At 41.5% G+C, this 17,055-nt stretch carries 15 protein-coding genes and 6 pseudogenes; 20 read left to right on the forward strand and 1 reads right to left on the reverse strand.

Translation table 11 applies throughout. The annotated features are described in order from the left end of the window. Positions 1 to 34: 34 nt before the first annotated feature. From R8N47_RS16710 to R8N47_RS16800, 20 genes and pseudogenes are all read left to right on the forward strand, one after another. A pseudogene (locus tag R8N47_RS16710) lies at positions 35 to 1,081 on the forward strand (type IV secretion protein Rhs); the annotation flags it as partial. Beyond that, positions 1,071 to 1,970, forward strand: coding sequence for an immunity 49 family protein (locus tag R8N47_RS16715; protein WP_064353919.1), 900 nt, complete (start codon positions 1,071 to 1,073; stop codon positions 1,968 to 1,970). The pseudogene R8N47_RS16710 and the gene R8N47_RS16715, both read left to right, overlap by 11 nt. A 707-nt stretch (positions 1,971 to 2,677) precedes the next feature. Further along, positions 2,678 to 3,571, forward strand: coding sequence for an immunity 49 family protein (locus tag R8N47_RS16720; protein ID WP_064353920.1), 894 nt, complete (start codon positions 2,678 to 2,680; stop codon positions 3,569 to 3,571). A gap of 28 nt (positions 3,572 to 3,599) precedes the next feature. Then, positions 3,600 to 4,060: pseudogene (locus R8N47_RS28860) on the forward strand (type IV secretion protein Rhs); the annotation flags it as partial. A gap of 1 nt (position 4,061) precedes the next feature. Continuing rightward, the gene (locus R8N47_RS16725; RefSeq protein WP_033905285.1) at positions 4,062 to 4,952 is read left to right on the forward strand and encodes an immunity 49 family protein; all 891 of its coding nucleotides are present in this window, start codon (positions 4,062 to 4,064) and stop codon (positions 4,950 to 4,952) included. 175 nt (positions 4,953 to 5,127) lie between these two features. Beyond that, positions 5,128 to 5,637 (forward strand): annotated as a pseudogene (locus R8N47_RS16730) (type IV secretion protein Rhs); the annotation flags it as partial. Positions 5,638 to 5,653: 16 nt separating this feature from the next. Further along, on the forward strand, positions 5,654 to 6,535 hold the full coding sequence (locus R8N47_RS16735; protein WP_033905287.1) for an immunity 49 family protein: 882 nt from the start codon (positions 5,654 to 5,656) through the stop codon (positions 6,533 to 6,535). A 168-nt stretch (positions 6,536 to 6,703) separates the two neighbouring features. After that, positions 6,704 to 7,606, forward strand: a complete 903-nt coding sequence (locus R8N47_RS16740) for an immunity 49 family protein (RefSeq protein ID WP_064353922.1) — start codon at positions 6,704 to 6,706, stop codon at positions 7,604 to 7,606. 63 nt (positions 7,607 to 7,669) lie between these two features. After that, a pseudogene (locus R8N47_RS16745) lies at positions 7,670 to 7,883 on the forward strand (hypothetical protein); the annotation flags it as partial. A gap of 196 nt (positions 7,884 to 8,079) precedes the next feature. Beyond that, positions 8,080 to 8,298 carry a hypothetical protein gene (locus R8N47_RS16750; protein WP_033905291.1) on the forward strand — a complete coding sequence of 73 codons (219 nt, stop codon included), beginning with the start codon at positions 8,080 to 8,082 and terminating at the stop codon, positions 8,296 to 8,298. A gap of 673 nt (positions 8,299 to 8,971) precedes the next feature. Continuing rightward, a complete protein-coding gene (locus R8N47_RS16755) occupies positions 8,972 to 9,871 on the forward strand; it encodes an immunity 49 family protein (protein ID WP_318070354.1) in 900 nt (299 codons plus the stop codon). A 305-nt stretch (positions 9,872 to 10,176) separates the two neighbouring features. Then, complete coding sequence (locus R8N47_RS16760) at positions 10,177 to 10,620, forward strand: SMI1/KNR4 family protein (protein WP_169644514.1); 444 nt, start codon at positions 10,177 to 10,179, stop codon at positions 10,618 to 10,620. Positions 10,621 to 10,779: 159 nt separating this feature from the next. After that, positions 10,780 to 11,679: an immunity 49 family protein gene (locus tag R8N47_RS16765; RefSeq protein ID WP_301875983.1), complete on the forward strand. Its 900-nt coding sequence runs from the start codon at positions 10,780 to 10,782 to the stop codon at positions 11,677 to 11,679. A 75-nt stretch (positions 11,680 to 11,754) separates the two neighbouring features. Further along, positions 11,755 to 12,009, forward strand: coding sequence for a hypothetical protein (locus R8N47_RS16770; RefSeq protein WP_226084321.1), 255 nt, complete (start codon positions 11,755 to 11,757; stop codon positions 12,007 to 12,009). A 429-nt stretch (positions 12,010 to 12,438) separates the two neighbouring features. Continuing rightward, entirely contained in the window at positions 12,439 to 12,993 is a 555-nt protein-coding gene (locus tag R8N47_RS16775) for an imm11 family protein (protein ID WP_064353926.1), read from the forward strand. Positions 12,994 to 13,174: 181 nt separating this feature from the next. Then, positions 13,175 to 13,336: pseudogene (locus R8N47_RS16780) on the forward strand (transposase); the annotation flags it as partial. Between the two features lie 102 nt (positions 13,337 to 13,438). Then, positions 13,439 to 14,331, forward strand: a pseudogene (locus R8N47_RS16785) (type IV secretion protein Rhs); the annotation flags it as partial. Beyond that, positions 14,332 to 14,583: a hypothetical protein gene (locus tag R8N47_RS16790; protein ID WP_033905296.1), complete on the forward strand. Its 252-nt coding sequence runs from the start codon at positions 14,332 to 14,334 to the stop codon at positions 14,581 to 14,583. After that, positions 14,559 to 15,137: an ankyrin repeat domain-containing protein gene (locus R8N47_RS16795; protein ID WP_225452442.1), complete on the forward strand. Its 579-nt coding sequence runs from the start codon at positions 14,559 to 14,561 to the stop codon at positions 15,135 to 15,137. Before R8N47_RS16790 ends, R8N47_RS16795 begins: the two co-directional genes overlap by 25 nt. 442 nt (positions 15,138 to 15,579) lie before the next feature. Then, positions 15,580 to 16,800, forward strand: a complete 1,221-nt coding sequence (locus tag R8N47_RS16800) for an ammonium transporter (RefSeq protein ID WP_064353929.1) — start codon at positions 15,580 to 15,582, stop codon at positions 16,798 to 16,800. 32 nt (positions 16,801 to 16,832) lie between these two features. Here the strand turns inward: R8N47_RS16800 and R8N47_RS16805 are convergent, their stop codons facing one another. After that, positions 16,833 to 17,006, reverse strand: a complete 174-nt coding sequence (locus tag R8N47_RS16805) for a hypothetical protein (RefSeq protein ID WP_165401620.1) — start codon at positions 17,004 to 17,006, stop codon at positions 16,833 to 16,835. Between the last annotated feature and the right edge of the window lie 49 nt (positions 17,007 to 17,055).

Raw genomic sequence — 17,055 nt, forward strand, 5'->3', positions numbered from 1 at the left:
CCACCTTTCACGAGGTGGCTTATATGTTTACCGATATTCAATCAACCCCATCCAGTGGATTGACCCAACAGGTTTTCTTTGTGAAGAAGGGCTAAAACGCTTGCAGAAAATGCTGGCTGAGTATCAGGCGCAAAACAACGTTCCCCAAGAGGTTTGCGATCAGATTTTAGAAGCAGCAAAAGAGTCATCTGTCGGAGAAGATGGCGTTCGTTCGCAAGTCAAAATCCGAAAACCCAAAGGTAAAAACAATATTCGATATGAATACGATTTAGACCATATTCATTGTGAGAGAAACGAGATTACTTTTTATCGTCATATCAATCATTCAGATGGCAGCAGACACGAAGTGCAGTATGTTGTTGGGATTGAGGAATTTGTAAATGCGCATGTTTTTGACTCAGAGAAAGTTGGCGAGGAAGAAGGTTGCACGATCTTCACTGAAGATCTTGTGCTGAATAAAGCAGAGTATAAAGAAAACTCAGAACTCAATATGAGTGATTATGAGCTAACAGAAAAAAACAAAGCAAAAATTGATGAATGCTTGAAAGAGCGTCAAGAGGCAATGGACGCTCGAACTGGCGAAGAGGGATATAATGCTCAAATTGGCAATATTAACCAACAGTCTGCAAAAATTGGTGAGTTAGCCGCGGATGACTTTGTCCGGAGTAAACGTCCTAATGCTAAGCTGCTTCATCCCAAAGATATTGGAACCTCAATTTCGAAGCCGGGCGATTTTGATATGGTTTACGAGGTGGAAGAGCCGCCACCAGGTGAAATTATAATTGTTGAGGCCAAAGGGGGTAGCAGCCCGCTGGGTAGCAGAAAAATTGGAAATATGGCATATCAGCAAGGGACAACGGAATACACTGCCGAAATCACCAACCTAATGTCTGAAAAAAAGGAAGGAACGACTGAAAAATTAGCTGCCGACGAAATTCAATACGCCGCTTTATCCGGCAGAACTATTCGATATATACATACTCAAGCGAATATCCCTGAAAGTGGTAAGGCCTCAGATGTAAAACTAGAAGTGGCAGAGTTTAAAATTGATTCAAAAGGATTAAGTCAAAATGCAAAGTAAAGAATCGGTCAAATTTTTAGAGCGAAAAGCAAATCCTGAACTTGACACACAAGCCATTGTGAATCGGAAAAAATTTATAAACCGGGTTTTAGATAACAGAAAAGAAGGTCTTAAAGTCAGGCGGGAAAACCTGGTCAGTCTTGGTGATTTCGCCATTGACCAGGTTCGCTGGTATACCTGGTTTCAAACCTCGCATGAAGACGAACAAATTTGTACATTACGTCTTTACGAAACTTCTCTAATGGGCGCTTGTTATCATCGACTTGCTATGAATCCCAATGATGAATTAACTATCAAGATTCTCGACTATCCTGAAGTAAAGTGGGACGGGGAAGGCATTTTAAAAACGGGGTGCATAAATCTTAATAGATGGCTTGATATGTATTTCATATCGACAATTGTGCGTGACAGGCCAAGTATGGACATATTGGCGAACTTTCCAATTTCTTTGATGAGGCAGAGCTCTACCAAAGCGGGTGAGCTGTCTTATATGCTAGTAGACGTCATTCAGTCGTTCCACAACCGCACACCGGATTATCCTGATAAGCTGGTTGCAGCAATGGACGCAGCGGTAGCTCAAGGGGATAACTGGGCGTTGGAAATTGCGATGGGGATCCTAGAAACCTTCGCAGCGCTCACTACTAACATTGGTTATGATTTTGAGGAAGTGCTCGTTAAAAACCTACAGTTTCAAGAGAAATATCATCTTCGAGAATTAGGACCAGATAGAATAGGGATCCGCACGTTTATTAATTTCCCTCTGCTTGGCATGGCTTGCATGTGGTACGACAAAGGCAACCGTCTATCTGTTGAAACTGGTTGGCTTCCTCACTATCTCATCGAAGGACGTTGGTTAGAAGATGTAAAAGCAGGGAAGATCATTCGATAAACTCCTTTAGCAAATCAATATATAAGCCATCTCTCATGGGGTGGCATTACCAATATGCAGTCCACCATATCCAGTGGGTTGACCCAACAGGTTTGGGGCAGCCAATGCTGACATAGTATAAAAAAGTCTGAACTCAATACGAGTGATTATGAGCTAACAGAAAGAAACAAAGCAAAAATTGATGAATGCTTGAAAGAGCGTCAAGAGGCAATGGACGCTCGGATTGGCCAAGATGGATATAACGCGCAAATAAGTAAAATCAATAGACAATCGGCAAAAATTGTGAAACGGTCGAGGATGACTTTGTTCGGAGTAAACGTCCTAATGCTAAGCTGCTTCATCCCAAAGATATTGGAACCTCAATTTCGAAGCCGGGCGACTTTGATATGGTTTACGAGGTGGAAGAGCCACCACTAGGTGAAATTATCATTGTTGAGGCCAAAGGGGGAGCAGTCCTTTGGGTAGTAGAAAAATAGGAAACGAAGCATGTCAGCAAGGAACGTCTAAATATGCAGCGGCAATAGTTGGTAAGATGTCTAGGAATGGGCGAAATACAACAGAGTGGGAAACAGCTAAATCAATAAGAAACGCTTCGAGGAGTGGACGCCCAATTAGATAGATACATACTAAAACCCCAATCTCTGAACCAGGGAAAGTTTCAAAGATTAAAGTAAAAGAATTTAATGTAGATTTAGGGAAGTTTTAAAATGTCTGACAAAATTAAAATAAAAAGAAATGCTGATCCAAAGCTGACCTCGGAGTTAATCAAAGGCTATAGTTCTGATATTGATGAAGACCTTGACACGCGCAAAGAGGTAATCAGTATTCGTAGAGAAAACTTAGTTGCTTTAAGTGATGAATCGTTTTATCTAGTGAGATGGTACTCGTGGTTCCCACACTCCATAGAAAATGAACAAATCGGAACACTTTGCCTGTATGAAGCGTCATTAATGCGCGCGTTTTATCATCAGTTAGCGATGAGGCCTGACGAACCTCAAAGTATTCAATTACCTAGATACCCAGAAGTGACCTGGAAAGGCGAAGGTATTTTAAAAACAGGCTTCATTTGTCCTTCAATGTGGCTAGATGCCTATTTTACCTCTGTCATCGTCCGTGACAAAGCTAGCATGGATGTGTTGGCGAACTTTCCGATTTCTTTGATGAGACAGAGCTCTACTAAAGCGGGTGAGCTGTCTTACATGTTAGTAGATGTCATCCAGTCGTTTCATAATCGCACACCGGATTATCCTGATAAGCTGGTTACAGCAATGGACGCAGCGGTAGCCCAAGGGGATAACTGGGCGTTGGAAATTGCGATGGGGATCCTAGAAACCTTCGCGGCGCTCACTACCGACATTGGTTATGACTTTGAGGAAATGCTCGTTAAAAACCTACAGTTCCAAGAGAAATACCAAATGAGGCTTGATAAGCCAGAGGACTTGATTTCTATAGAAACTTTCATATCCTTCCCTCTTCTTGGCATGGCCTGTATGTGGTACGACAAAGGCAACCGTTTATCTATTAAAACCGGTTGGCTTCCTCCTTATCTCGTCGAGGGGCGTTGGCTAGAAGATGTAAAAGCAGGGAAGATCACTAGATAAACTCCTTTAGTTAGCAATTCAGTATAATAACTTTCAAATCGCCAAGATTAATCGGCAATCTGCAGAAATTGGTGAGTTGGCCGCAGATGACGTTGTCCGGAGTAAGCGTCCTAATGCTAAGCTGCTTTATCCCAAAGATATTGGAACCTCAATTTCGAAGCCGGGCGACTTTGATATGGTTTACGATGTGGAAGAGTCTCCACCAGGTGAAATTATCATTGTTGAGGCTAAAGGGGGTAGCAGCCCGCTGGGTAGCAGAAAAATTGGAAATATGGCATATCGAATACACTGCAGAAATCACCAACCTAATGTCTGAAAAAAGGAAGGGACGACTGAAAAATAACAGCAAGACAAATCCAAGATGCAGCTTTATCCGGCATACCTATTCGATATATACATACTCAAGCAAGCATTCAAGAGAACGGGGATGCATCGGATGTAAAACTAAAAGTGGCAGAGTTTAAAATTAATTCTAAAGGGCTAATTTAAAATGCAAAGTAAAGTTGTAGAACGCAAAGCAAACCCTGAGTTGAGTGAAAGTGGGGTTTCTTCTGAGAAAGAATTTATCAATAAAATATTAGATAAAAGAAAAGAAGGCCTTAAAATCCGGCGGGAAAACCTGGTCAGTCTTGGTGATTTCGCCATTGACCAGGTTCGCTGGTATACCTGGTTTCAAACCTCGCATGAAGACGAACAAATTTGTACATTACGTCTTTACGAAACTTCTCTAATGGGCGCTTGTTATCATCGACTTGCTAGGAATCCCAATGGTGAATTAACTATAAAGATTCTCGACTATCCTGAAGTAAAGTGGGACGGGGAAGGTATTTTAAAAACGGGGTGCATAAATCCTAATAGATGGATTGATATGTATTTCATATCGACAGTTGTGCGTGACAGGCTAAGTTTAGACGTATTGGCGAACTTTCCGATTTCTTTGATGAGACAGAGCTCTACCAAAGCGGGTGAGCTGTCTTATATGCTAGTAGACGTCATTCAGTCGTTCCACAATCGCACATCGGATTATCCTGATAAGCTGGTTGCAGCAATGGACGCAGCGGTAGCTCAAGGGGATAACTGGGCGTTGGAAATTGCGATGGGGGTCCTAGAAACCTTCGCAGCGCTCACTACTAATATTGGTTATGATTTTGAGGAAGTGCTCGTTAAAAACCTACATTTCCAAGAGAAATACCAAATGAGGCTCGATAAGCCAGAGGACTTGATTTCTATAGAAACTTTCATATCTTTCCCTCTTCTTGGCATGGCCTGTATGTGGTACGACAAAGGCAACCGTTTGTCAGTTGAAACTGGTTGGCTTCCAGCTTATCTCGTCGAAGGACGTTGGCTAGAAGATGTAAAAGCAGGGAAGATCATTCGATAAACTCCTTTAGCAAATCAATATACAAGCCATCTCTCATGGGGTGGCTTTTACGTTTGAGGTGGGGAGCTTGTTGTTTGTTGAACGCTCCATCATTGGTGGCATTACCAATATGCAGTCCACCATATCCAGTGGATTGACCCAACAGGTTTGGGGCAGCCAATACTGGCATAGTATAAAAAAGTCTGAACTCAATACGAGTGATTATGAGCTAACAGAAAGAAACAAAGCAAAAATTGATGAATGCTTGAAAGAGCGTCAAGAGGCAATGGACGCTCGAGCTAGCAAAGAGGGATATCACGCTCAAATTGGTAATATTAACCAGCAGTCTGCAAAAATTGGTGAGTTGGTCGCGGATGACTTTATTCGGAATATACGCCCTAATGCTAAGTTGAGCCATCCCAAAGACCTTGCAACTTAGGGATCGAAACCAGGTGATTTCAATATGGTGTACCTCTCAGATGATACTGAAGAAATCATCATCGTCGAGGCTAAGGGTGGCAGCAGGCCGCTCGGCAGTCGTAAAATTGGCAATGAAGCATATCAGCAAGGGACAAGCAAATATGCGGCGGAAATCGTTAAATTAATGTCTGAACAAAAAGCTGGTACAACAGAAATTGATGCTTCAGATGGCGTATCTAAAGTGAATGTAAAAGAGTTTGATATTAGCCTCGAAGAATTAGGTTAAGGGAAGTAAAGTTAGTATGAAAAAGATAAATAGAAAAGCAGCCTACGAGTTGAATACTGAGGAACTTAATTACTATACAAAACAAATAGAAAAAAACTTAGAGAAAAGAAAACATCGTATCACAATAAAGCGCGAAAACTTGATATATCTAACAGACGGGGTTTGGGAGCAAGTTAGGTTATATACTTTGTTTCCAGTGTCTGAACTAAATGACCGAATAGGAACGCTGCGTCTATTTGAAGCCTCGATAATGCAAGCTAGCTATCATCGACTAGCTCAAAAACCTGAAAGCCCTTTGACGGTTAAGGTACCTGATCATCCTGAAATAACTTGGAAAGGCGAAGGTATTTTAAAAACAGGTTTCATTTGTCCTTCAATGTGGCTAGATGCGTATTTTACCTCTGTCATCGTTCGTGATAAACCTAGCTTGGACGTATTGGCGAACTTTCCGATTTCTTTGATGAGACAGAGCTCTACCAAAGCGGGTGAGCTGTCTTATATGCTAGTAGACGTCATTCAGTCGTTCCACAATCGCACATCGGGTTATCCTGATAAGCTGGTTGCAGCAATGGACGCAGCGGTAACTCAAGGGGATAACTGGGCGTCGGAAATTGCGATGGGGATCCTAGAAACCTTCGCAGCGCTCACTACTAACATTGGTTATGACTTTGAGGAAGTGCTAGTCAAAAACCTACAATTCCAAGAAAAATATCATCTTCGAGAATTAGGATCAGATAGGATAGGCATCCGCACTTTTATTAACTTCCCACTGCTTGGCATGGCTTGTATGTGGTACGACAAAGGCAACCGTTTATCTGTCGAAACTGGTTGGCTTCCTCCATATCTCGTCGAAGGGTGTTGGTTAGAGGATGTAAAAGCCGGAAATATAATTCGCTAAGATTCAAAGGGAGCTAGGTCATCATTTCTGACGTTTTGTTGCGTTACACTTGGCATTATGTGTCCTTTTTAAAGATACCTAAGCCCTTTTACTCGAATAGCTTGAAGCCCTCAGACGTAGTAGTAGAAGTAGTAGAGTTTAAAATTGATTCAAAAGGATTAAGTCAAAATGCAAAGTAAAGAATCGATCAAGATTGTAGAGCGCAAAGCAAATCCTGAACTTGACACACAAGCCATTGTGAGTAAAAAAAATTTTATAAACCGGGTTTTAGATAACAGAAAAGAAGGTCTTAAGGTCAGGCGAGAAAACTTGGTTAGTCTTGGTGATTTTGCCATCGACCAGGCTCGCTGGTATACCTGGTTTCAAACTACGCATGAAGACGAACAAATTTGTACATTACGTCTTTACGAAACTTCTTTAATGGGAGCCTGTTATCATCAACTTGCTATGAATCCCAATGAAGAATTAAGTATCCAGATACTCGGCTATCCAGAAGTGACATGGGATGGTGAAGGTATTTTTAAAACAGGCTTTATTTGTCCTTCAATGTGGCTTGATGCTCATTTTACTTCGGTGATTGTGCGTGATAAACCTAGCATGGATGTATTGGCGAACTTTCCGGTTTCTTTGATGAGACAGAGCTCTACCAAAGCGGGTGAGCTGTCTTATATGCTAGTAGATGTCATTCAGTCGTTCCATAACCGCACGTCGGACTACCCTGATAAACTGGTGGCCGCGATGGACGCGGCAGTTTCTCAGGGTGATGATTGGGCATTAGAAATCGCCATGGGTATTTTGGAAACTTTTGCGGCCCTGACAACTGACATCGGTTATGACTTTGAAGAAGTACTCATTAAGAACCTACAGTTCCAAGAGCAATACCAAATGAGGCTCGATAAGCCAGAGGGCTTAATTTCTATAGAAACCTTCATATCTTTCCCTCTGCTTGGTATGGCATGTATGTGGTATGACAAAGGCAACCGTCTATCTATTGAAACCAGTTGGCTTCCTCCTTATCTCGTCGAAGGACATTGGTTAGAAGATGTAAAAGCAGGGAAGATCACTCGATAAATCCTTTAGTTAGCAATTCAGTAAATAATCCACCTTTCACGAGGTGGATTATATGTTTACCGATATTCAATCAACTCCATCTAGTGGATTGACTCAACAGGTTTCCTCTGTGAAAAACGCTTACAGCAAATGTTGGCAGAGTATCAGGCACAAAATAACTTTCCCCCAAGAGGTTTGCGATCAGATTTTAGAGGCAGCAAAAGAGTCATCCGTCGGAGAAGATGGCGTTCTCTCGCAAGTCAAAATCCGAAAGCCAAAAGGTAAAAAACATATCAGAAGCTCTAGTCAAAATTCCAGTCAATGAATTAATAAAACTAACGGTATCTCGCCCTTTTTGGGGGCATTAAGCGTTGGATGGGAGCCTACGAGCGATTTTTACCCAGCAGTCGGTGAAGGTGGAGTTAATCAATTTCTAGGAGAAACTAAAAGTTGGGACGATAGCTAGGTTATCCCATTACAAAGTTGAGGATAAAATGAATTTTGAAGATGATCTTGTGACTATACTCATAAATTTCAGAGATAACATTATTAATGATATGGCTCTTAAAAAGTGGGTTACTAATAATGAGTGCGATTTAAAAGCCTTGCTAGGAAAGTCAGGGCTTACTTTGAAAATAAATAATGGTGATAGAAAGGCAGTTACGTCTGTAATTGCTCAATATAGTGGCTCGGAAAAAACTTATTTTATATAAGGAGGGCCCCTTCAAAGGCTTGACCGACGTTGAGTGCTGTGAAACAGCAATTGCTATGGCAGTTTCTAATGGAATTCTAAAAAAGTGCCTCAACCTCATTGGTTTCAGCCGTCCACTAAAGAGATCGGGGCCGCCGAGTTTTACGAATCTATAGGCAGTAAATCTGTTTGGAATCTGGTAATCCCAGAGCGAGCATCTAGAGGGTACTGGAAAAAATAGGTTAGATCTCTATTTTTGGCGTTCATGTTTCGTGACACATGGCATTTTATGGCTAAGACTCAACGGTATGTCACTTAACTAGGAGTTGTCCCCTAAAAAATAATGGCGTGTTTTCTTACAACCAGGAGACTACGGTATGGCCTACCTTGTAGAAGAACCCAAAACCCAGGGAAATTATTCTCGTAGACGTTAAGAGGTATTAGCCCACTAGACAGCCGTAAGGTTGGAAATATGGCATATCAGCAAGGGACAACTGAATATGCAACTGCAATTACTGATCTAATGGCTCAAAAGGACAAAGATACAACCGAATAGAAAGCGGCCAGAAGTATAAAAAGCATTGAGAAAAAAAACTCCTGTTAGATATATTCACACCGCAGCGGCTATTTCTGATGCTGGAGAGGTTTCTTCAGTTAATGTAAAGGAATTTAACGTAGAATTAGGACTGGATTAAATGTCTGATAATAAAAAGAAAGTTAGCATGAAGAGAAAGGCGGAACCTCAATTGACACCAAATGATGTCGCTGACTACCAAATGTATATCAATGAAGATTTAGATGAGCGCAAAGAGCTAATAGCAATCCGCAGGGAGAACTTAGTCGCTCTTAGCGACGACGTTTCAGAACAAGTGAGGTGGTATAGTTGCTTTCCATCTTCAATAGAAACTGAACAAATCGGAACACTTTGCCTTTATGAGGCATCATTGATGCGTGCTTTTTACCATCAACTTGCCATTAAACCAAATGAACCTCAAAGCGTTAAATTACCTGATTATCCAGAAGTGACATGGAAAGGCGAAGGTATTTTGAAAACTGGATGTTTACACCCTAATCGATGGTTAGATGCTTATTTTACTTCGGTGATTGTGCGTGACAAAGCTAGCATGGACGTATTGGCAAACTTTCCTATTTCTTTGATGAGACAGAGTTCTACCAAAGCGGGCGAGTTATCTTATATGCTAGTAGACGTCATTCAGTCGTTCCACAACCGCACATCGGACTACCCAGATAAGCTGGTTGCAGCAATGGACGCGGCGGTAGCTCAAGGGGATAACTGGGCGTTGGAAATTGCGATGGGGATCCTAGAAACCTTCGCAGCGCTCACTACTAATATTGGTTATGATTTTGAGGAAGTGCTCGTTAAAAACCTACAGTTCCAAGAGAAATATCATCTTCGAGAATTGGGACCAGATAGGATAGGCATCAGAACTTTTATCAACTTCCCTCTGCTTGGCATGGCATGTATGTGGTACGACAAAGGCAACCGTCTATCTATTGAAACCGGTTGGCTTCCACCCTATCTTGTTGAAGGACGTTGGCTAGAAGATGTAAAAGCAGGGAAGATCACTAGATAAATTCTCTTTACTTATAAGCCATCTTTTACGAGGTGGCTTATAAGTTTATGGTGAGGGGTTCGTTGTTACGCGATTACAAAAGAGGCAGCGAAGCGTTTTACTTCAAAGCAGTTGTTCAAAATGATTAAATCAGGAAGACTTCTCGACGGATTTAATCATTCACCATAAGACCTCTTTTATTTCGGAAAGGGGATAACTCGTTCAATAACTTCAGGGTAATGAATTCCAAGCCTCATCAGAAGTACAATAAGCGATTGCACTGGTACGATGAAGGCAAAATATATATCAAAAATAGAGTTTTAAATATGAGAAGCTTAGACGTAATGCTCGATCAATTCACCGAAAAAGAAGGGTTTGAGTGCTTTGGAGAGTTGAATGACGTATCAATTCATGAAATGGAAAATCAGCTAGGATTATCCTTTCCGGAGCCATATAAAGTTTTTCTAAGAAAATATGGTTACGTTGAGTGGTTTGGTCATACGATTTATGGATACTCTGAAGATGAGGACTATCTTACAGTTGAGCGCACTCTTGAACTTCGCGAGGATGAGATACCGAGTGATTTTGAGAAAATACCACAAAACGGTTGCGTATTAGAGCGCTATGCCGGAGGTGGCTACTACTTTTTATTTTCAAATGAATCAGAAAGATCGGGGCAAGTAGCCCTTTTCATAGATGAATTGTTTGGTAAAGAAGCCCAATCATGGACAACATTTGAGGCATTTTTGGAATATATGCTCAGCCTTTGAACTGTTGTTACATAGAGCCTCAATTTCGAAGCCAGGCGACTTTGATATGATTTACGAGGCACCAACTGAAATTACATACACAAGCAGAAATACCCTCTAGCGGTAAGGTTTCCAAGTTCAAAGCAAAAGAGTTTGATATAGATATAGGAGAGTTCAGAAGTGGTTGATAGCTCAGAGGTAAAAAAGGTTGAACGAGTAGCTCATGTTGAACTAAGTGATTTTGAAAGAGAAGCTTATCGAGAAGAAATAAAAGAGAGTTTAGACAAAAGGAAAAGGCGCATATCTATAAAAAGAGAAAACTTGGTTTACTTGAGCGATGGTATTTCTTATCAGCTCCGTCTGTATACATGGTTACCTCCATTAGACGATGATGAGAGAATCGGCACGCTATGTCTATATGAATCATCATTGATGCGTGCTTTTTACCATCAACTTGCCATCAAGCCAAGCGAGCCTCAAAGCATTAAATTACCTGATTATCCAGAAGTAACATGGAAAGGCGAAGGTATTTTAAAAACAGGCTTCATTTGCCCCTCAATGTGGCTAGATGCGTATTTTACCTCTGTCATCGTTCGTGACAAAGCTAGCATGGATGTGTTAGCGAACTTTTCGATTTCTTTGATGAGACAGAGCTCTACCAAAGCGGGTGAGCTGTCTTATATGCTAGTAGACGTCATTCAGTCGTTCCACAATCGCACATCGGATTATCCTGATAAGCTGGTTGCAGCAATGGACGCAGCGGTAGCTCAAGGGGATAACTGGGCGTTGGAAATTGCGATGGGGATCCTAGAAACCTTCGCAGCGCTCACTACTAATATTGGTTATGATTTTGAGGAAGTGCTCGTTAAAAACCTACAGTTCCAAGAGAAATATCATCTTAGAGAATTAGGGCCAGATAGAATAGGGCTCCGCACGTTCATTAATTTCCCTCTGCTTGGCATGGCTTGCATGTGGTACGACAGAGGCAACCGTCTATCTGTTGAAACCGGTTGGCTTCCACCCTATCTTGTTGAAGGACGTTGGCTAGAAGATGTAAAAGCAGGGAAGATCACTCAATAACACCCTTTAGTTAGCAATTCAGTCTATAAGCCATCTTTCTCTTGAAATGGCTTTATATTTATGGTGGGGAGTTTGTTGTTTGCCGAACGACCAATCATTCGTGGCATTATCAGAAAACCCAAAGTTAAAAATCATATTCGATATGAATACGATTTAGACCATATTGATTGCGAGAAGAACGAAGTTACTTTTCATCGTTATATCAATCATTCAGATGGTAGTAAACGCAAAGTTCAATATGTTGTAGGTATAGAGGAAATTGTCCAAATCATCCCCTTAAATAAAACTCAAAGGAGGGGAGTGTTGCGAATTATTATGGCGGTTCTTTAAGAAGAGGTTGTGGGCTCAAGTTAAATAACGAAATAGTTGGCGGGTTACCTGAAAACCATGCTGGAAATCACCAAATTAGTATCAATATTGCTCAGGAATATCCGGTCATGCATAGAGCTACCGAACTTGATTACAACATTAACAGAGGTGCAAATGGGATTGCACTTCCAACTAATATTAAAACATCTGTCGAAATAGGCCTTCCCTGACACGTGGGTAGACATCTAAGTGCAAGGCACCAAGGTTCTCAGGTGCTTTAGTTCGACGAGAAATGAGAGCGTTGTAAACTAAGTATGGTCGTGGTTTGATCGATGATATGATTTTTGTAGATGAAATTGGAAAAACAGAAAGTAACATTAGGAATGCTCTGGAAAAGAATGAAGCTCGATCGCAATTGGATGATCCGCAATGGAAAAGTAGGAAGTAGTAATGACACTTAAAATTTGGACCAACAAGGTAGATAGAGACTCCGATTTTACTCACGGCAAAGTAACGCAGTCTAGTGTATTAATAGGATTGAATCTGACGGGAGGCGTTGCCCTAGGAGACAAATGGCCAAAAGTTACTATTGATGTCATATCAGATGACAAGCCTGCGGATAGTTTTCTTAGTGGTCCTTTATTAATCGTGAGTCGACGGTTATCTGATTTAATTTCTAAGCACACACAAACGAGTGAAGTTGAATTCCTACCGATTGAGGTTAATTACCAAGGTAAAAGTTTTGGTGAATACTATTTTTTAAATGTTCTTGCGATTTGCGATTTACTGGATAGAAATCATTCAATATTTAGTGAGTTTGATGGAGAGGTTGATTCAATTGATCGAGTTGTCCTTAAGAAAGATATTGAAATGCAGAAAACTATATTTCAACTGGATGCTATCGAGTGGTTATTATGTGTCGATGAAAAACTGGCTGAATTAATCGAGAACAAAGATTTTTCAGGAGTGGTATTTAAGTCAGAAAGTGAATGGCGTCCTTTTTAGAGCTCCTCGGGTATTTTTTTAGCCATCTCTTACGAGGTGGCTTTTATTTTCAGCCCTAAACCACCTACTTCAGTAGGTGGTTATCATCCGCTTTGGCTTTGCCTGTAAATCTACTCATGCTAAATGCATCTTTGATTTTTCCAGAAGTCAAAGAGGACAAATAACATGAGTAGATACAATCAAGTTTCTTCACCTTAGGAAGAACAGGCTTTGGGGTAATCACTTTTGGCAAAGAGGCTATTTTGTCGATAGTGTTGGAATCAATGAAGAAATAATACGCCGATATGTAAGACATCAAGAGAAGCAAGAGCGAGTAGAGCAGCAGCAATTGGCGCTGGACTAAACAAAGGCCCTCTTTTAGGGGGCTCACACAAAGCCACCTTCTTTAGAAGGTGGTAATTTACATTTATGATTGGGAGCTTGTTAGTTGAACTGTCAATAGTGGCATTACCAATATGCAGTCAATCCTATCCAGTGGATTGACCCAACAGGCTTCTTGTGTGAAGAAGGGCTAAAACGCTTGGGTCAAATGTAGGCAGAGTATCAGGCCCAAAGCGATGTCCCCCAAGAGGTTTGCGATCAGATTTTAAACGCTGCAAAAGAGTCATCCGTCGGAGAAGATGGCAGCAGACACGAAGTGCAGTATGTTGTTGGGATTGAGGAATTTGTCAATGCGCATGTTTTTGACTCTGAGAAAGTTGGCGGGGAAGAAGGTTGCACGATCTTCACTGAAGATCTTGTGCTGAATAAAGCAGAGTATAAAAAAACTCAGAAATCTATATGAGTGATTATGAGCTAATAAAACGAAACAAAGCAAAAATTGAAGAGTGTTTGAAAGAACGTTAAGAGGCTAGGAAGGCTCGAACTGGCGAAGATGGATATAACGCTCAAATCGCCAAGATTAATCAGAAATCTGCAAAAATTGGTGAGTTAGCCGCGGATGACTTTGTTCGGAGTAAACGTCCTAATGCTAAGCTGCTTCATCCCTAAGGTAAATTTAGAAGCCGGGCGATTTTGATATGGTTTACTAGGTGGCAGAGCCGCCACTAGGTGAAATTATAATTGTTGAGGCCAAAGGAGGGAGCAGCCCGCTGCGCAGCCGTAAGATAGGTACCATGGCATATCAGCAAGGGACAACTGAATATGCAACTGCAATTACTGTTCTAATGGCTCAAAAGGACAAAGATACAACCGAATGGAAAGCGGCCAGAAGTATAAAAAGCATTGAGAAAAAAAACTCCTGTTAGATATATTCACACCGCAGCGGCTATTTCTGATGCTGGAGAGGTTTCTTCAGTTAATGTAAAGGAATTTAACGTAGAATTAGGACTGGATTAAATGTCTGATAATAAAAAGAAAGTTAGCATGAAGAGAAAGGCGGAACCTCAATTGACACCAAATGATGTCGCTGACTACCAAATGTATATCAATGAAGATTTAGATGAGCGCAAAGAGCTAATAGCAATCCGCAGGGAGAACTTAGTGTGGGCTCCAAATCGGATTCAAGGTCAGTATGATATTTATGCGTTGCGGCAGGTTGTTGATACTCTTAAAGTGACAGATAAATGTTGGGTAAACGCGGTGATATAGTTAATGCTTTAAAATTACTGGTTAAAACCGCAGCTGAGGAGATAAATATGGCAGGTGAGCATAGCGCAAAAGATGTAATGGCCGCGATTAGATCCGGTGACGTGAGTGAGGTTGAAAAAATTCTCTCAGGAGATGACAAATTACTTCATCTAATTACGCCTCTGGGTTCTTGGTTGCATATCGCAACGGAGCAAGGGCAAGATAAAATTGTAGAGCTTCTGGTGAATCTAGGTATTGATGTAAATGTTAAGGGGGGGCCTTCAGGTGTAACTCCTTTAAATACAGCTGCATATGAAGGTCATTTAGACTTACTTACCTATTTTCTAGAAAGAAATGCAGTGATGGATATATCTGAACCAGACCGCAACCCATTGTTTGCTGCGATCCATGCAGGTCATAAAAATATTGTGGAGCTATTACTAAAAGCTGGTATAGATACAAAGGTAAAATATACTGGTAACTCTATGAAAGACATGGACGCTATAGCGTTTACTTATGAGTGGGGACGCAAGGAAATCGCAGAAATGATTAAAGAGCACAATAGGCACGCTTAGTAGAAGTTAATATGGTACGACAAAGGCAACCGTCTATCTGTTGAAACCGGTTGGCTTCCACCTTATCTTGTTGAAGGGCGTTGGCTAGAAGATGTAAAAGCAGAGAAGATCACTCGATAAACTCCTTTAGTTAGCAATTCAGTATATAAGCCACCTCTCATGAGGTGGCTTTTACGTTTTGTTGAGCTATATGGTGCGCATTATGTTGGTGCACTAAAACCATATTGGTGCACTTATTAGCGTGTTAAGCGCCATTTTAAGAATGCCTAATTTTATTAAAGTTCATACAAAACAATAAATTAAATCGTAAGTGTTAGAAATGTAAATTATGGAATGAGAATTGCTCTGATAGACGCTCTATAAGTTAAGTTCACCAAATTGGTGATGAGCCTAACTTTGATGCACAGGATAAGTGCGCTACAGATCAACGGAGACAATCATAATGAGTGTAACTGCCTATCAGGTACACGGCGCTGTACAAACTCTCACGCAAAGTTCCGACACACTTTTCTTACTACTTGGCGCAATCATGGTTTTTTTGATGCATGCTGGTTTCGCTTTCCTTGAAGTAGGAACCGTGCGCCAAAAGAACCAAGTTAATGCTTTAGTTAAGATATTGGCCGATTTCGGTATTTCCGCCATTGCGTATTTTTTCATTGGATACTGGGTCGCTTATGGCGGCACCTTCTTTGCTGATGCTGAGACATTATCTCAAGGCAATGGTTACGAGTTAGTGAAGTTCTTTTTCTTGCTGACCTTCGCTGCAGCGATTCCCGCTATTGTTTCAGGTGGTATCGCAGAGCGAGCTCGTTTTTATCCGATTCTAATCGCAACATTTTTCACTGTCGGCATCGTATACCCGTTATTTGAGGGAATGATCTGGAACGGAAACTTTGGTGTTCAAGCTTGGTTTGAAAATACCTTTGGTTATGGCTTCCACGATTTTGCAGGTTCAGTCGTTGTGCATGGTGTTGGCGGCTGGATAGCGCTTGTTGCCGTCGTGTTTTTGGGCATGAGAAAAGGCAGAGTTCGAGCAGGAAAGCACACCAACTTTGCACCTTCGAATATTCCGTTTTTGGCTTTGGGAGCTTGGGTCTTATGTGTGGGGTGGTTTGGCTTCAACGTCATGTCAGCTCAAACTGTGTCAGGCATAAGTGGCTTGGTGGCTATGAACTCATTGATGGCAATGGTCGGGGGCATTGTCGCGTCACTGTTGGCTGGTAAGAATGACCCTGGCTTTATTCATAACGGCCCACTAGCTGGCTTGGTTGCTGTATGTGCGGGCTCAGACTTAATGCATCCTATCGGTGCTTTAGTGACAGGTGCGATTGCTGGCGTGCTATTTGTTTATCTTTTTACCCACCTACAAAACAAAACCAAGATTGATGATGTGCTAGGTGTCTGGCCTTTACACGGTGTATGTGGCGCTTGGGGTGGTATTGCCGCTGGGATTTTTGGTCAAAGCGCATTGGGTGGGCTAGGTGGCGTGAGCATTATCGTTCAGCTTCTAGGAACGCTTTTGGGTCTTTCCATCGCAGTGCTTGGTGCACTTGTAGTCTATGGTGCGATTAATACCAGTATGGGACTGAGGCTTTCAGAAGAAGACGAATTCAATGGCGCTGACCTAGCCATTCATAAAATATCTTCGACCAACGAGGATTGAGGCCAATATGGGAGCGGCATAAAGCCGCTCTTTTAGCAATTGCCTTTCTTGGCTTGGCCAGGAGGACAGAAATTACCATTACCTCGATGGTCATCATCATTGGTGCTGACTCTTACCTTTACATCATCGACTTCGCCTTCAACATTGGTAAGTTGACAGCCTGCCAAAGTCATAAGCAATATAAACGCTAGAGATACTTGTCTCATTGCTGTTCCTCTTAAATTGTAATTCTAATAGTGACCATTACGACTATGG

It is taken from the genome of Vibrio sp. 2132-1 (assembly GCF_033344315.1).